This window comes from Okeania sp. SIO2C9 (assembly GCF_010672455.1).
GTDB lineage: Bacteria > Cyanobacteriota > Cyanobacteriia > Cyanobacteriales > Microcoleaceae > Okeania.
In genome coordinates this window covers 33,780-49,650 of the sequence record NZ_JAAHGO010000068.1, presented here as the reverse complement: position 1 = coordinate 49,650, position 15,871 = coordinate 33,780, and the positions used below count along the sequence as shown (strand labels likewise).

Annotated in this window: 14 protein-coding genes and 1 pseudogene; 7 read left to right on the top strand and 8 right to left on the bottom strand. The window is 34.5% G+C overall.

Annotated elements, in window-relative coordinates:
- Nucleotides 1–120 precede the first annotated feature (120 nt).
- From F6K23_RS31850 to F6K23_RS31830, 5 genes are all read left to right on the top strand, one after another.
- A complete protein-coding gene (locus F6K23_RS31850) occupies nucleotides 121–1,605 on the top strand; it encodes a DASH family cryptochrome (protein WP_293163560.1) in 1,485 nt (494 codons plus the stop codon).
- Between the two features lie 161 nt (nucleotides 1,606–1,766).
- Nucleotides 1,767–2,933 carry a hypothetical protein gene (locus tag F6K23_RS31845; protein WP_293163557.1) on the top strand — a complete coding sequence of 389 codons (1,167 nt, stop codon included), beginning with the start codon at nucleotides 1,767–1,769 and terminating at the stop codon, nucleotides 2,931–2,933.
- Between the two features lie 46 nt (nucleotides 2,934–2,979).
- Entirely contained in the window at nucleotides 2,980–4,164 is a 1,185-nt protein-coding gene (locus F6K23_RS31840) for a hypothetical protein (protein WP_293163554.1), read from the top strand.
- Nucleotides 4,165–4,695: 531 nt separating this feature from the next.
- The gene (locus F6K23_RS31835) at nucleotides 4,696–5,892 is read left to right on the top strand and encodes a hypothetical protein (protein ID WP_293163551.1); all 1,197 of its coding nucleotides are present in this window, start codon (nucleotides 4,696–4,698) and stop codon (nucleotides 5,890–5,892) included.
- Nucleotides 5,889–6,956, top strand: coding sequence for a hypothetical protein (locus tag F6K23_RS31830; protein WP_293163548.1), 1,068 nt, complete (start codon nucleotides 5,889–5,891; stop codon nucleotides 6,954–6,956). Before F6K23_RS31835 ends, F6K23_RS31830 begins: the two co-directional genes overlap by 4 nt.
- A 124-nt stretch (nucleotides 6,957–7,080) precedes the next feature.
- Here F6K23_RS31830 and F6K23_RS31825 read toward each other — a convergent pair whose 3' ends face one another.
- The 8 genes from F6K23_RS31825 to F6K23_RS31800 form a co-directional block, all read right to left on the bottom strand.
- Nucleotides 7,081–7,449, bottom strand: a complete 369-nt coding sequence (locus F6K23_RS31825) for a hypothetical protein (RefSeq protein WP_293163545.1) — start codon at nucleotides 7,447–7,449, stop codon at nucleotides 7,081–7,083.
- A 593-nt stretch (nucleotides 7,450–8,042) separates the two neighbouring features.
- Nucleotides 8,043–9,836, bottom strand: coding sequence for an asparagine synthase-related protein (locus tag F6K23_RS31820; protein ID WP_293163542.1), 1,794 nt, complete (start codon nucleotides 9,834–9,836; stop codon nucleotides 8,043–8,045).
- 52 nt (nucleotides 9,837–9,888) lie between these two features.
- Nucleotides 9,889–10,959, bottom strand: a complete 1,071-nt coding sequence (locus F6K23_RS31815; RefSeq protein ID WP_293163539.1) for a polysaccharide pyruvyl transferase family protein — start codon at nucleotides 10,957–10,959, stop codon at nucleotides 9,889–9,891.
- 15 nt (nucleotides 10,960–10,974) lie between these two features.
- Nucleotides 10,975–11,940, bottom strand: coding sequence for a hormogonium polysaccharide biosynthesis glycosyltransferase HpsE (gene hpsE, locus F6K23_RS31810; RefSeq protein ID WP_293163537.1), 966 nt, complete (start codon nucleotides 11,938–11,940; stop codon nucleotides 10,975–10,977).
- A gap of 299 nt (nucleotides 11,941–12,239) precedes the next feature.
- Entirely contained in the window at nucleotides 12,240–12,467 is a 228-nt protein-coding gene (locus F6K23_RS42345; protein ID WP_367267882.1) for a hypothetical protein, read from the bottom strand.
- 19 nt (nucleotides 12,468–12,486) lie between these two features.
- Nucleotides 12,487–12,714 carry an IS200/IS605 family accessory protein TnpB-related protein gene (locus tag F6K23_RS42340; RefSeq protein ID WP_367267881.1) on the bottom strand — a complete coding sequence of 76 codons (228 nt, stop codon included), beginning with the start codon at nucleotides 12,712–12,714 and terminating at the stop codon, nucleotides 12,487–12,489.
- Nucleotides 12,668–13,033: a transposase gene (locus tag F6K23_RS42335; protein WP_367267880.1), complete on the bottom strand. Its 366-nt coding sequence runs from the start codon at nucleotides 13,031–13,033 to the stop codon at nucleotides 12,668–12,670. Before F6K23_RS42335 ends, F6K23_RS42340 begins: the two co-directional genes overlap by 47 nt.
- Before the next feature lie 595 nt (nucleotides 13,034–13,628).
- Nucleotides 13,629–13,823: a hypothetical protein gene (locus F6K23_RS31800; protein ID WP_293163534.1), complete on the bottom strand. Its 195-nt coding sequence runs from the start codon at nucleotides 13,821–13,823 to the stop codon at nucleotides 13,629–13,631.
- Nucleotides 13,824–14,053: 230 nt separating this feature from the next.
- Here F6K23_RS31800 and F6K23_RS43015 point away from each other — a divergent pair.
- A pseudogene (locus F6K23_RS43015) lies at nucleotides 14,054–14,170 on the top strand (IS200/IS605 family transposase); the annotation flags it as partial.
- A gap of 414 nt (nucleotides 14,171–14,584) precedes the next feature.
- Entirely contained in the window at nucleotides 14,585–15,652 is a 1,068-nt protein-coding gene (locus F6K23_RS31790) for an ABC transporter ATP-binding protein (protein ID WP_293163529.1), read from the top strand.
- Nucleotides 15,653–15,871 lie beyond the last annotated feature (219 nt).

The window sequence follows — 15,871 nt, the reverse complement described above, 5'->3', positions numbered from 1 at the left end:
TCCTAATACTTAACCCCTACCACCGACCACCGACCACCGACCACCGACCACCGACCACCGACCACCTAAAACCTAGAAAGTTATTTGTAGCAAACATTTATCAAATTGATATAAAAGCTTATGAATCAAGACAGAATTATATTATGGTATCGTAACGACTTACGCGTCCATGACCATGAACCGCTCGATAAAGCACTAAAAACTAAGGCTCAAATTATTCCTGTTTATTGCTTCGATTCAAGACAATTTGGTAAGACTAATTTTGGCTTTCCTAAAACAGGTGCTTTTCGGGCAAATTTTTTAATTGAAAGTATTGCTGACTTGCGTAATACTCTGCAAAAATTAGGTAGCAATTTAATAATTCGTCAACAAAAACCAGAAATAGCAATTCCTCAACTTGCTCAAGAATTGAAGGTTAAATCTGTATTTTTTCATCAAGAAGTTACAGCAGAAGAAATTAAAGTAGAAACAGCACTTCATCAAGCATTAAAAAAAATTGGGGTTAAGTTTCAATCATTTTGGGGTCACACACTTTACCATCCTGATGATTTACCTTTTGAAATTAAACAATTACCAGAAGTATTTACCAGTTTTCGGAAAGAGATAGAAAAAAAATCCAGTATAAATCCTACATTTTCAACTCCTAAAAAATTACCATTTTTGCCAGAAGTTGAGCTGGGAGAGTTACCTACTTTATCCAAACTAAATCTAGAATTACCACCACAAGATTCACGAGCAGTTTTAGCATTTAGAGGCGGAGAAATTGCTGGAAAAGAAAGAGTAAAAAATTACTTTTGGCAGCAAGACTGTCTAAAAGTTTATAAAGAAACAAGAAATGGAATGCTCGGGGCAAATTATTCCTCTAAATTTTCTCCTTGGTTAGCTTTAGGATGTTTATCACCTCGTTATATTTATGAACAGGTGCTAGAATATGAAGAGCTGAGGGTAAAAAATAATTCTACTTATTGGTTGATATTTGAATTATTATGGCGAGATTATTTCCGGTTTATTTGTCAAAAACATGGAAATAAAGTATTTTATAAGTCTGGTTTACAAGGAGTAGCTATTCCTTGGCAAGAAGATTGGGAAAAATTTAGAAAATGGCAAGAAGGTCAAACAGGATTTCCCCTAGTAGATGCTAATATGCGCGAACTTTTAATGACAGGTTTTATGTCAAATCGTGGTAGACAAAATGTTGCTAGTTTTCTGACTAAAAATTTAGGAATTAATTGGCAAATAGGTGCTGAATGGTTTGAGTCTTTACTGATAGATTATGATGTTTGTAGTAACTGGGGAAATTGGAATTATACTGCTGGAGTAGGAAATGATGCACGGGGTTTTCGTTATTTTAATATTCCTAAACAGGCAAAAGATTACGACTCCCAAGGAAAATATGTTAAACATTGGTTGCCAGAATTAAAAGGAATACCTGCTGCTAAAATACATGAACCAGGGAAATTATCACCTGTTGAACAAGAGAGGTTTGGTGTAAAAATTGGTGTTGATTATCCACAGCCAATGATTGATTTGTGGCAGTCTGTTAAGGAGAATGAAAAAATTTATAATGCTGCATTAAAACCCTCAATAAGGAAGCAGAAATATTGAATGGCAGACATATATAATTGATAAATTCGATCAAATATAGTAAAATTTATTATTGTATTGTCTAACAAAATTTTTTGTTCCTCAAAGGCTTGACTGTTAATATCAAAGATTCCTTGTATCTATATATTTATACTTCATCAAAGGATTTAGATACCTAAACTATGAATAAGATAGAACTTGAAAAACTAAATTTATCAATAGAAAATAATTATACTCAATTATCTTCTGTAATTTCTGATTCTCACGAAGCTATTGAAGTTTGGTTTAAGACAAATAATCAGAATTTAGAAATTAACCAATCTGCCGATCCTTTTATTCCTACTGTACTTTTATGTGCTATGAAAAAAGGTTTAAATGTATGGCTGCAAACTCCAGTTTCCGACCAGATATTGGCTTCTGCTCAAAAAGTTCAACTGGTAAAACATAATTGGGATTCATCTTGGAATATGATTGAATTTGAACAACAAAAAAACTTAGATTATTCAACATATTCTAACTCAAAGAAAGGAGTAGGATTATTTTTTTCTGGTGGAGTAGATTCTTTTTATACACTCAAAAAACATAGAGAAGAAATTACTCATCTCATTTTTGTTCATGGTTTTGATATTCCTGTCAATAACTCCAAATTTTGTGAAATAGTAAGCCCAAGATTAAGACAAATTGCAGAAAAATTAAATCTTGAGTTTATTGAAGTACAAACTAATATCCGTCAGTATAGCGATCGCTATGTTTATTGGGATGACTATCATGGTGCAGCTATAGCGGCAGTAGCCCATTTTTTAGGATCAATTTTTCATAAAATTTATATACCCTCATCGTATTATTATGCCTTTTTATTTCCTCATGGCTCTCATCCTGGACTCGATCCACTGTGGAGTATTCCATCTCTTGAATTAATACATGATGGGTGTGAAGCTAGTCGCTTTGACAAAATTAAAGATATTTCTACTTGGGATTTAGCTTTAGAACATTTGCGTGTTTGTTGGCAAGTAAAAGAAACTAGATATAATTGTGGTCAATGTCGTAAATGTTTGTGGACAATGGCTTTTTTGCGTACCTGCCATTCTTTATCTGAAGCTAAAACTTTTCCTGAATCTCTTGATTTAGAAGCATTTAGTCAGCAAGTAATAGATAATTTAGATAATCGTTTTCGGATTTTACAGGCGATCGCTATTCTTGAACAACGAGGAGATGATCCAGAATTGCTAGAAGCTATGCAGAAAGCATTAAAACGTAAAAATTATTTGATCAAGACTAACAAAATGCTAAAACAATGGGCAAAAAAATCAATCAATAATGCTAGAAATATTTTAAATTTACCAAAATGAAAATCTGTTTTTTTGAGTTTATCAAAAGTTTAATGGAGTAGAAATAATGAGAATAGAAAACTTACGCACCGAAGAATTAGGAGAAAGAAGACGAGTTGCTGCCGATATAATTTGGGAAACTGCCAAAACATCAGCACAAGTCTTGTATTTTGAGGCCCCTTACCCTTTTGCAGAAGATTTACAACCTAGTGCTAATGCTTTCGTTTTAGCTAGTTTACCTTTTGCTGTCTGGTTGGGAGAAAAACGGATTTTTGTTCAAGGTTCTATTTGTCCTCGATTATACTCTGGTTTAGATGCAGCAATGGCAATTTATCAACTCTGGTACGATCATTGTCAGCCTTTAACCATTGAACCTCAAGATGGATTGATACCATCATATCCTAGAACAACTCCTTACACGGGTTGTTTTCTTTCAGGGGGAGTTGATGGTTTAACCACATTACGCAACAATCGTCTCAATTATCCCTTAGAACATCCAGAATCTATTCGTGAATGCTTACTATTCTTTGGAGTTAATGAGTATGATTTCAATGGATCGACTCCTGTACCAGAGCGTTTATCTGCTTTTGAGATAGTCACAGAAAGATTAACTAATTTAGGGAAAACTGAGAATTTTCAATTAATACCTATTCATGTTAATGCTCGTTCACTTTGTCCAAGTTATGAGTGTTTTACTTCAATAGGTTTTAGTGCAGCAAATATTGCGGTCGCCCATGCTTTTAATCATCGTTTTTCTAAGATTTTGTTCGCTTCCGATGGAGTAGGATTAGAAGAATTGATAACGGGTGGAAATCCTCTATTGATTAATAATTTTTCCAGTGCTGGTATTCAAATTCAAGTGGAAGAGTATGGTTTAACTCGTATTCAAAAATTAAAGATTTTGGCACAGTGGCAACCTGGTTTGAATTTAATGCAACCTTGTCATCAAATTAAAGTCTTGCCCAAAGAAAAAATTAACTGTGGCTATTGTGAAAAATGTGTCCGAACAATGTTAGGATTACTGATTCTTAGCAAACTTGCTGAATCAGAGGCATTTGTAGAAAATGATGTAACTCCAAAAATGATTAATAATATACCTGTTTCAACAGAAGTAAAAGCCAATTTTCTTTCCTCATTGATTGATCCTCTAGAAAATATTGGTAGGCAAGATTTAGTGAAAGCAATTAAGTTCAAAATACTTAAATTTAAAATTAAGCAGTATCTCAAAAAATTGAATTTTTCGTTTACCTAACTTGATAATTTTGCCAATAATTTTAAGCACTATACAATTCTTACAACGGACATGATACAGCGGTTTCCTTTGATATTAGGTACAGTCCAATCTTCTTGGTTTTTGACTTCTGACTTCTGCCTTACAGCGGTTTTCATTTGGGTAGACCACAGTAGGGACGTTCCATGGAACGTCCCTACAAAGTTTTGCTTGTGAAGATGTGGTTCATCAAGAGCGAAAAGCGCTGTAAAATAAGGTGTACCTCATTACACCGAGTTGAACAAAAGAAGTTTGGTGTAAAAATTGGTGTTGATTATCCACAACCAATGATTAATTTGTGGCAGTCTGTTAAAGAGAATGAAAAAATTTATAATACTGCATTAAAACCCTCAATAATAAAACATAAATATTGAATGGCAGACATAATCTTGATAAATTTGCTCAAACATAGTAAATTTTATTATTGTATTGTCTAACAAAATTTTTTGTTCCTCAAAGACTTGACTGTTAATCTCAAATCTTCCTATTCCTAAAGCAAATTATAATATAGTAATGGCAAAAATACATCTTTGGCAAGAAGAAACTAAAATAATCAATAATTTAGTTCATGTCAGTACCACTATAGAAATGTCAAATCAATCTCAAGTTAATCTTTGGTATCGTTTTTCTCTTAAATATCAAGAAGAGATAAACACTACCTGTGATTCTTTTGTGATTGCGACAATTTTATTAGCAATGAGTCAAGGTTGTGATCTAATTGTCCATGGTCAAGTCTCTCCTTCTTTACTGGATAATTTAGATGAATTTCAAGATGCATGGTGCTGCTATCCATTGCAAAAATATACAAAAATTATGGTTCAAGCAGACACAGAAAAAGAATTAGAAAAGCCATTAGGTCAACCAAAAGCTATTTCAGCATTTTCAGGTGGTTTAGATAGTTGTTTTACTGCTTTTCGTCATAGTAAAGATGTTCATAGAAGAAAAAAATATAATTTATTAGCTGGTTTAATGGTACATGGTTTAGATATTCCTATTTCACAAGAAGATGTATTTACTAGAGCGTTGAAAAAATCTATAATTATAACGAACAGTTTAGGAATAGAGTTAATTGAGATGGCTACTAATTTTCGTCAAGTCATTAAACTTGATTGGGAAGATGTTTTTAATACAACCGTAGCTTCTTGTTTACATTTTTTCAGTAAAGGTTATACTCAAGGAATTATTCCTGCTTCTACTTACTACACCAAAATGGTTTTGCCTTCTGCTTTCGACCCGATTACAGATTCATTTTTATCAAGTAAGTCTTTAGAAATTATTAATGATGGATCTGCTTTTACTCGATTACAAAAAACTGAGAAAATTCTAAATTGGCAAGAAATTACAGAAAATCTACGAGTTTGCTGGCAAGGAGAAAATAAAGATCAAAACTGTGGAAAATGTGAGAAGTGTATTCGTACTATTCTGACTTTTCGTGCTTTAAATTATGGACTGCCTTGTTGTTTTGAAAAAGATGTTACAGACCAACAAATTTTAAATCTCAAGCTTAGAGGTTTGGAAATTGGTGTGATGGAAAGTCTCATCAATCAAATTCAAGCAAGAGATAAAAGTTTGTTATCCCAATCTTGGGTAAAAGCCCTACAAAAGTCAATTAAACGCAATCGAATTTTAGAATATATCAAAAAAAATACTCCTTTAGAAATCAAAAATAATCTCAAAAAAATTAAAAATGCATGGAAGCAAAAATTATGATTTTAAACAACAAAAAAGATTTTGATAAAATTCCATCTATATTCAAAAATGTTGATTTTAGTTCAGCAGTTTCTGTAGAAATTAATGCTCTTAATCAAGTGAAGGTTAAAGAGGGAGATTGTGTAGTTGTTGAAGTATTAGAAACTGAAAACAAAAGGGCTTACATTGAGTCTATTAACGGAGATATTAGTGTAGCAACAGAGGGAGATATTCTGCCTGTGGTATTGGGTTATCGAAAAGCTACTCTAGAATTTGCTGGTGTTGTAACTGATAGTATTAGTTCTGACGATATCTTGTATTTACTAGGTTCTGCTGGTGTTGCGGGAAAAGTAACAGGTATTTTTCCTGAATGGGGTAATCCTATGCCAATCAAAGTTTTAGGAATTATTACTAATAATGATGGAAAAATACTTAATCTTTTTGACTTTACTCTACCAAAAATTCCTATTCAATCCAACCCAGCAGCAACTATTGCTTTAATTGGCACAGGAATGGAAACAGGAAAAACAACAATGGCTTGTAATATTATTCGAGCTTTTTCTGAAACAGGGAAAAAAGTTGTTGCTGGGAAGCTAACAGGTTTTGCCTTTCTTGAAGAATTGATATTATTTCAGAATGCAGGCGCTCAATCTGTTTTAGATTTTGTTGATATGGGCTTTCCTTCTACCTGTGGTAATGATATTAATAATATAATTTCCTCTAGTTTAAATATTATTAATCATTTCCAGGCAAACCAGCCAGACTTAATTGTTTTAGAGTTTGGTGATGGTTTAATTGGCAGTTATCATGTTTTGGATATTCTTAAATATTTGAAACAGCACCAAATGATAGATATTCATATTCTGAGTGCTTCTGATTTATGTGGTATTCAGGGAGCAAAATCTGTTCTTTCTGGTTTGGGAATTGAAATTGATTTAGTAACTGGTGTAATTGCTAATTCTCAAATGGGTATCGATCTAATTCAAGAACATTTTTCTTTACCCGCAGAAAGTAATCAAGACAATATAAAACAACTATATAAATTAATTAACAACAAGATGAAAAATCTCAAAAATTATGGCTAACTTTATCATAATTATTGACTCAAATAGAGAACGGAAAAATGCTTTACTCAATCAAATAAAACCTTTTGAAAATTAATAAATTCTAGTTCTTTTTTTGTTTATTCAGTAAAAAAATCACCAAAGCTTAATCCCAATTATGAATCTCTTTTATTTTCTCTAAACGACCTAATTTACCCCCATCATGTACGACCGCAAAAGATTGACTGGATAGTAAAGGAACGGTTAATGGATTTGAGTAATAGGGTAGAGAAATGTCTCGATAAGCATAATAAGCAGGAATTAAGCCTATATTATAACCTTTCTGAACTAAAGACAAACAAGAAGTGATCGCTGTGCCAAAAACATCTTCCCAATCAAGTTTAATTACTTTCCGAAAGTTAGTTGCCATCGGAATTAATTCCATACCTAAATTTGATAACATGATTTGAGACTTTTGAGCAGCACTAGGAAATATTTCTTTTTGCTCTATGGGAATATCAAAACCATGCACCATCAAACCTGCTTTTAGATTACGTTTTTGTCTGCCACAATCTCCTCGATGATGACGAAAGGCTGTAAAACAACTATCAACTCCTCCAGAAAAAGCACTAATGGCTTTTTCTGTTTCTAAAATTGTTTCTTGCTCTCGTTCAGTTTCAACATTAATTTGGATGATTTTATATTGCTCTGGTTTCCAAGCAGACCAAATTATTTGAAACTATTCTAAATTTTTCAGTAGAGAGGGAGAAATTTCTCCATGTACCATTAAATCTGTGTTTTGATTCATTGCCAAAAAGATGACAACAATGAGAAAAGGGTCGCAGCTTGACGTTAAGATAGAACGATAATTTTTGGGTATGCGATACCATAATTGCTGTCGATTTTGTTGAGGATTTTCAATAGTTACGCTAATAGTAATAAAACCATCAGCTTCAACTATTTATTCTTGCCAGAGATGAGCTTTAGACATACAAATTACCGAAAAATTGTGGTTTAAAGCCTCCCCTTAAAAGGGGATAAAAAGAAAATTTTTCATGATTAGTCAATCCTCTTCTTTTCAAGGAGAGGTAATTATTAATTATTAATTATTAATTGTTGAAAGATGAATTACAAATTATTTTTTGACCAGAGTAACAGTCCTAATAAAACTTTAAGCCCAGAGGCTTCTAGAATAGAATCTGACTTATATTTTAACTTAACATCAGGAGGAGGTAGCAATTCATTCAAAACATCCATATTAAATAAATGCTCGACTTTAGATCGATAAGGTTCTGCTTCTCTTCGTACTGCTTGATATCCTACATTGTTAATATCAAAAATTCTATAGTAATAACGTTGGTCATAACCAAATTCAAGTTTTAGCCTTCGCCATTTTTGTTGCAATTTGAATAATAAACTTAACTGTTGACGAGTTGGACTAGGTTTTAGGGGCTGCATATCCCAAGAATTGCGGTCTAATGGTAATTGTGCTAAATGTGGAAATCGCGTACAGACAAGTTCTTTTTGCGCCAGTCTGCTCTTCATTGTTGAAGCTGGTAATACAACTATACTTTCTAACAGTTTTCTATCTAATATTGGTAGTATCGGCCATGCACCAAAGGAACTTTCCCAAGCTAATATACCCAGCTTCAATCGATGAAGATGGTAAAGCCTGAAGTAAAATTCTTTTTGATACTCTAAACCTGAATATGCATCATAAGTCTTTTGAAGAGTGTCCATTGTATCCGAGACTAAATTAGCAAATATATCTTGGTTGAGTAATTGACTTAATATCTTAGGTGAAAAGACTTTACACTTTAAAAATGTCTCTTGGAAAGAAGTATGGATATTGTAATATTTCCAACCAATAGTTGGATCTATAGCTAAACCATTAATAATTGTGCCTGGTGAATCTCTTAGATAGGAGTGAGCATCGGAAAACATCCCAGTTGTGCCACCAAAACCTCCAGCCAAGTGTTCCCAATTGACGACAAAGTTAGCATAAAAAGGATACTGGCTCATCGGAGTTGAAACAACTTTGTGTTCCCAACCAAAATGACGAGCTACAGCAGTGGCACATTCTAGCTCTATATCGCCCTTTTTCCCTAGAGTAAAGGCCACTGGCTCAATTCCTTGACGCTGGAGAAATCCGGCTAACATCCGCGAGTCTAACCCTCCTGACAACAAAAAGTTATGTTTTTTGCTTGTGGAAGTTTGGCGAGCGATCGCCTGGTCTATTGCTTCATCTAGAATATCTAAATGTTCTGAAAATGAAAGATGGGAATAGGGAGCATACTCGCTGGAGCAAGGAAGACGATAATGTTCTAACTCTTTAGCACCAGTTTCAGGGTGCCATTGCAGGATATTTCCTGCACCTAAACGTTTGGCATTTGACCAAAGTGTTTCTCCGTTAACTAAAACCCGCAGTAATAATAATCCTACTAAACCTTGTGGATTAAATTTAGTATTAAAGTTAGGATGATATCTAAAAAGTTCTGGACTTGAGCCAATGAGAACAACATTTTCATCAGTATAATAATAAAGAGGAAAAAAGCCTAATAAATCGGTTCCAACTATCAGTCCATGTTCGGGATTGTAAACTACAGCAGCGTAAAAACCATCAAAGCTAGGAAAAGTATTATTATTGTTGAAAGGATTCCATTTTTGTTGTAAAGAATCTGCATTAATCTGCTCGGTTGAATCATGAGTTATGGCATTTCCCCAAACTACAGCAGCACCATTATTATTGGTACAATGAGTGATAGGAGCTTGAGAATTAGCTGCCCAAATACTAGCAAAATATCCTGTCATACAAGAGTTAGTTACTAATCCTGTGAAGGGTGGTAATAATGGTCTAACTTTGTTGATAAAATTTGTTCTACGTTCTGGATTTTGATCGACAATAATTATTAGATTAGTCATAATTTATTGATTTTTTTCCTATTTTTATATTTAATTATGGAACTAATTCTAATTAACTCAGTAATTCAGATACTGAGGTAGGAATTTCATCTAAATCTTTGACAAATTTACAAAAGGGAATTTCCCATGTCCAGGTTTGATAAAATAATTCATTTTTGTGATAAGCATTGGGCAAAAATATGTGAGGTTTATTGAGTAAAATACATAAAATATGACCATGTAAACGATTGGTAATTACTAATTTATGGGGTTGCAATTGATAGATTGCACTATGAATAAAGTGCCACGACCGACTGTGTAAATTAGAGTATTGTAAATTCTGAAACTTGGGTGTATAGGGATGAGAAGCTAGCCATTGTTGCCTGGTAAACCATTCTTGGGGAGTAGCTAAACCTCTTTGCCATCCTTCTCTAAATAGAGTTGCTACCAATCTCATAAACTTAGTTTTTTCGACTCCTAACACCCATTTGTAGGAAACCCAATCCTCAATAACTAAATTAGATAATCCGAGCTGAGTAGGAGCAAAAGTTTGATTCAATTCACGGTCATCTCGACATAGATACAGTATAGAATTGTTGTGATTTTTTTGTTGCTCTCTGTTCAGACTATTAATCATTTGAAAAGCCATATCAGGAGCCATAAAAATTTGGCATTTAGTAAAATATTCACTAGCCAGTTCATAACTTAGACTATCTCTAACAAAAATTGTTAAATCTGGGTGACTATTAAAAATATTTGCTGTATTTTTGAGATTCTCTAAATTTTTAAAGTAAATACTTTGGGGTAAAATTACTATAGGACGGTCTTGATATTGAGTAATAATTTTCTCTCGAAATCTTTGACATTCTCCCCACAAATCTCCTAAATTTCCACCACCATTAAGAAAGATAGGAGCTTGACCAATTTTTTCTTCCATTTCTCTAGCAGAAAAATTTTTCACACTAGCAGAATACTCAATTTTTGTGTGATTAACTTTAGTTAGATAAAGAACAGAACCTAACCAAATTAGATGGTCTCCTAAATTCAAATAATCAGGATAATCTAGTAAGGCACATTTTTCATATTTTTCTAGATTAGCTAGAGAATGATGCAATTTTTCTTTAATAGTTTCAGGGTTTGTCATAGTATTATTTATATTTTATTTGAATGTATTAATATAGTCAGATAACTTTTTTCTCCAAAGATAAAAAGGGCTTAATAAACTACTCCATAAAAATTCCATCTTACAAGCTAAACTAAGTTCTGTTTGACAATGTTTTCCATGCTGTAAATAATACAATAATATTTTCCTCAAATCATTTGCAATATAAATAGGAACAGCCAAGGGTCTTTGCCAACTACTTATACGAATCATTCTGATATGATGTCTTGCTAAACCAACACCCCTTACCAGAGAAAGTAAGTATTCTTTTTCTAAGCGCTTTGGAGGTATTTTATGTGTAATTACCATCTGAGGATTATGCCAAATTTCCCAACCGCCACGTTGGATATAGGATAAAGCTTCTAAATCTTCACTGGCTAACATAGAGTTACCAATTCTACCTGTGAGAAATAATTTTTTCGGAACACAGTCTAACCAAGCTTGACGAAGAACAACTAGTCCCGCTCCAGGAGGGAGAATTCGTTTTTCTGGTTGATAAATAAAAGCTTGTTCTCCACGGTCAATTACTGCTAAAAAACTAGCTATTTTATCAAAATCTTTTGGTAGTTCTTTTTCAAAATAACCCTCAACTTGACTACCAAATGCTCCTACTTGAGGATGACTTTCAGCAAAAAAACAAGCTGACTCTAACCAATCTTTTTGAGGAAAATTATCATCATCAATAAATCCGACTAATTTACCTCGTGCTTTTTCAATAGCAGTTTGTCGAGCAAAAGCTAATCCTTGTTTTGATTCAAAAGTGTATCTTAATTCAATTTTTCCTGCCCAAAGAGTTTGGTACTTACACACACATTCAGCAGTTTTATCTTGACTATTATTATCAACAACCAAAACTTCCCAAGAAATATTATGCTGATTTAATTGATGACTGAGTTTTTCTAGAACTTCACCTAAACGAGTTTCTCCATTATAAGTGCATATAGCTATTGTAAATTGGAGCATAAATGGGTTTGAGTTTACTAATTTACCAGAATTAAAGTTTTAAGTAATTAAGAGATGTAGTTCATTATTCCCCATAGTTCATGTTAATCAGGAAAACATCCCATAATTTTTATTATGGCATACAGGCTGAAAATACTATAAATTTTATCGATAAAAATGACAATATTTTGATTGATTGTTTGGAGTAAAATAGCATTTCTCAGTGTGGTGAAGTACATTGTTTTTTGTTTTTTACCTCACTTAATCTACACAAGGAGAATATTTCTTGACACTCCCCGCTCGCGCATAGACGGGGATTCTTAAGCAATCCAAAATCGAACTCTTAAAGGCGTTGTCAATGCGCCTCTACCTAGTTGGTCCAAATTAAGATTGAACCTTCCAGCTACTTTTCTAAGGATGTTGGCTGCACCATTGCAATCAGCATTAATTAAATAGCCCGCAGCAGAACGATATAAACCTCGTTTAACGCGCTTTCCTGATGGTTCCCAGTTGTCGGGTTTTTCACGCCCTGGTTGGGAGAACATCATGATCTAAAAAGCTAGCTTTCTAGGTATAAGACTCTTCGGTTTCTACAAATTGTAACCCATATAAGCTACAAAGTTCCTTGATTCGTTCTTTGAGTCTTGCAGTAGGAATTTGTACCAACTTTTGGTTAGTTTTAGTCCCTAGTTCAATTGATTGTTTTTGACCTTTATTCCAACCAAAAACGATTGTACCAATTCCATGTTTAAGGCCATGGTTGATGATTAATCGCGCTGCGCATGTTAACAGCATCCCGCATCTGGTTGCGAGGAACGAAGCAATCACGCTTTTCAGTGATGCGAGCTAATCTTTTAGACCAAAAACCTTGTGGTTGATTTTCCTTGAGAGCAGCTATTTGTTTGTTGTACCACTGGTTTTTCGATTTCAGATGTTTGCCATCGACAATAAAGCTGTGTCCTAGAGTATCCACACAAGTCAACCAGTTGTCTAAACCGTGGTCAATAGAAAGAGCATGGGTTTTGTCTAACTTGACTAATTGAATTTTTATTTCAACGTTGGTTGAAGACCCGCGCTCTCCCGAAGGGGAGCGTCGCATGGGAGAACCAATCAATTTTGCGGTTTTGTCAATAGTATGTTAAACTTAGAGTCTGGCTGCTGGGCTAGCAGTGTCAGTCTGTGGAGCGACTTTAAGACCGAAAAGAGGCTCGACCTTGGAGGCTGGTGCATTGTTAGCGCAGCTCCTCTGCAAGAGGCAGCAGAAAGGCCTAAGAGCGCGATGGTTAGGAATCCCGCGCTGTCTCCTAGAGCAGCGTCGGGAGGATGTCAATTCATAGACAAACTCGACATAAAAACAGCCGTGATGAGGTAAAATCCTAATCTCTTTAATTGAGTTCCAGTCTAGGTTACTAGCCATTGGGATATAGAAATTCTCTAATCCAAACCATGCTTTAACCTTGCGTCAATCATGGAACTCTAATTCCTTTATCGGTCAGTTTCAACCATCTTTTAGGATAAGAAACATTCATTAATTGATAATGGATAATGGATAATTGATAATTACCTCGGGTTTTAACCGTTACGGAATTGAATATAAGGAGATATTATTTCTTCTCTTGGTCGATTGGATATGGCGAGGAGACCTCGCCATCCCTCGACCGCTTTTTTCCCCTTAAAAGGGGAGGCTTTAAACCATAATTATTTAATAATTAATAATTAATAATTAATAATTCGGTAAATAAACCGGGTTTTCGATAGTTAGGTGGTTTGTGCTTGTTAACCAATTCACCGCTTCCAAACAGTTTCGACAGTTGTTTAAAACTTTTGAAAGATTCAACAATGCCGTTGCATATTTGTTGAGCACTAGAAGCATACATCGCGTTAAAATGTCTGTTCCATTTCATTTGCCCGCAAAGCTCACCTTGAGTGACAAATCTATTTTCCTTAAGAAAAACTTGTCGGGCGTAATAAACAGAACAGTTAAACACTTTGTTTGCTTCACCGCACAAATATTCTAGGATGGCTGATAGATTTTTATCGGGATGCAGTAGAACTTACTGGCATCCCATGTTTTTTGTTTTTTTGCTCATGTCTCCATTATCATCAAGTTGTCCATAAATATCAACCCATCAACATGAGAAACCAGCAAAAAATATATCGTCATGGCAACCATTCTATAGGTTTAGCCCATGTCCATTTAGTTTGGATTCCCAACAGACGCAAGAAAGTCTTGGTGAGTCCAGTTAAAATATAGCAGTCGCCACTATAGTTAGGGCATCGGTTCAACAATTAATAATTAATAATTAATAATTACCTCTCCTTGAAAACGGATAGGATTGACTAATCATGAAAAATTTTTCTCTCTTGGTCGATTGGATATGGCGAGGAGACCCGCTCTTATCAGAGTCGCTCCGAATTGCGTCATCCCACCCTTCGGGAAGCTGCGCTAACGACCGCTTGTTTCTCCTTGTAGGCAGCTCGCGGCGAAGCCAAGGAGAGGCTTTAAATCTTAATTATTCGGTAATTATGATGATTTATGAGGCGAGCAAGATGCTCGCACTAATTGTCAAACATCAACCTGGCGGTTGCTATAGCAGGCCAGATGTTAACCGAAATTAAAACCTGCTGTAAGTGAAAATCAAAAGGTAAAAAATAATCAAATATCATGGCAAAACTGCAATTAATAAATCTCAGAAAACAATTTACTAAAAATGTCATTCCCGTTAAAGATATGAATATTGAAGTTGAAGATGGGGAATTTTTAACTTTACTGGGACCTTCTGGTTGTGGAAAATCAACCCTACTAAGACTTATTGCTGGGTTAGAAACACCCACTCAGGGTAAAGTCGTGATAGGCGATCGCGATGTAACAAACGTACCACCGGGCGGTCGTAATATTGCAATGGTGTTTCAAAGTTACGCCCTTTACCCGCACATGACGGTCTTTGAAAATATTGCTGCCTCTTTGAAACTCCGCAAAATACCTCAAGATGAAATTCAGCAACGAGTTAATAATGTTGCTCAGAAACTCGAATTAGGACAATTGCTAGACCGCAAACCCCGGGAGATGTCTGGTGGACAAAGACAAAGGGTGGCATTAGCTCGATCGCTGGTACGCAACCCTGAAGTATTTTTGTTAGATGAACCTCTCAGTAATTTAGATGCACTATTGCGCGAACAAGTACGAGCAGAGTTGAAACAGTTATTTAATTCTCAACAAAAACCTGTAGTTTATGTGACTCACGACCAAACGGAAGCAATGACTTTATCAAGTAAAGTAGCAATTTTATATGATGGTTACTTACAACAACTTGATGCACCTCATAAAATTTATAGTCGTCCTGCTAATAAATTTGTAGCTGGTTTTGTCGGTAGTCCGCAAATGAATTTACTGACTCTTAAATGTGAAGAAAATTATGCTATTTTGGGTGATTTTAAAATTCCTCTACCTGATTTTCCCACAATTCCAAAACAAATTGTTATGGGTATTCGTCCGGAAGATGTACGTTTTGTTTTGGCTGAAAATTCTGAGGTTGCTATTAAAGGTAAGGTATTTTTGGTAGAGAATTTAGGTAAGGAAAAACTGTTAATTGTTCGGGTAGAAAATTCCGAACAAAATATCCGTGCTTTAGTTCCTTATGACCAAACTTGGGGTGAATTAGTAACTTTAGAATTACCTGCTAAACAGATTCATTGGTTTGATGTGGAGTCTGGCGATCGTTTACTTCAATAGAAATCTCCGAAAAAGATATAGGTTTTTTGCAAGAGTAGGCAACAGGCAACAGGCAACAGGCAACAGGCAACAGGTAACAGGTAAGATATTTTTACGCGCAAAGGCACGAAAAAAGATTTTTTAGGGTGAATTTTTCGTATCCTTAGCCTGCTCTAATTAAAAGATTTATTTTCTGGAGATGTCTAATATTACAGCAGTTTTGGAGTTGATGAGGTACAA

Coding starts and splice junctions, on each gene's coding strand:
- F6K23_RS31790 (WP_293163529.1), top strand. CDS start 14,585: ATGGCAAAACTGCAATTAATAAATCTCAGAAAACAATTTACTAAAAAT.
- F6K23_RS31825 (WP_293163545.1), bottom strand. CDS start 7,449: ATGGTGCATGGTTTTGATATTCCCATAGAGCAAAAAGAAATATTTCCT.
- F6K23_RS31835 (WP_293163551.1), top strand. CDS start 4,696: ATGGCAAAAATACATCTTTGGCAAGAAGAAACTAAAATAATCAATAAT.
- F6K23_RS31830 (WP_293163548.1), top strand. CDS start 5,889: ATGATTTTAAACAACAAAAAAGATTTTGATAAAATTCCATCTATATTC.
- F6K23_RS31845 (WP_293163557.1), top strand. CDS start 1,767: ATGAATAAGATAGAACTTGAAAAACTAAATTTATCAATAGAAAATAAT.
- F6K23_RS31850 (WP_293163560.1), top strand. CDS start 121: ATGAATCAAGACAGAATTATATTATGGTATCGTAACGACTTACGCGTC.
- F6K23_RS31840 (WP_293163554.1), top strand. CDS start 2,980: ATGAGAATAGAAAACTTACGCACCGAAGAATTAGGAGAAAGAAGACGA.
- F6K23_RS31800 (WP_293163534.1), bottom strand. CDS start 13,823: ATGAAATGGAACAGACATTTTAACGCGATGTATGCTTCTAGTGCTCAA.
- F6K23_RS31815 (WP_293163539.1), bottom strand. CDS start 10,959: ATGACAAACCCTGAAACTATTAAAGAAAAATTGCATCATTCTCTAGCT.
- F6K23_RS31820 (WP_293163542.1), bottom strand. CDS start 9,836: ATGACTAATCTAATAATTATTGTCGATCAAAATCCAGAACGTAGAACA.
- hpsE (WP_293163537.1), bottom strand. CDS start 11,940: ATGCTCCAATTTACAATAGCTATATGCACTTATAATGGAGAAACTCGT.
- F6K23_RS42345 (WP_367267882.1), bottom strand. CDS start 12,467: ATGATGTTCTCCCAACCAGGGCGTGAAAAACCCGACAACTGGGAACCA.
- F6K23_RS42340 (WP_367267881.1), bottom strand. CDS start 12,714: ATGCTGTTAACATGCGCAGCGCGATTAATCATCAACCATGGCCTTAAA.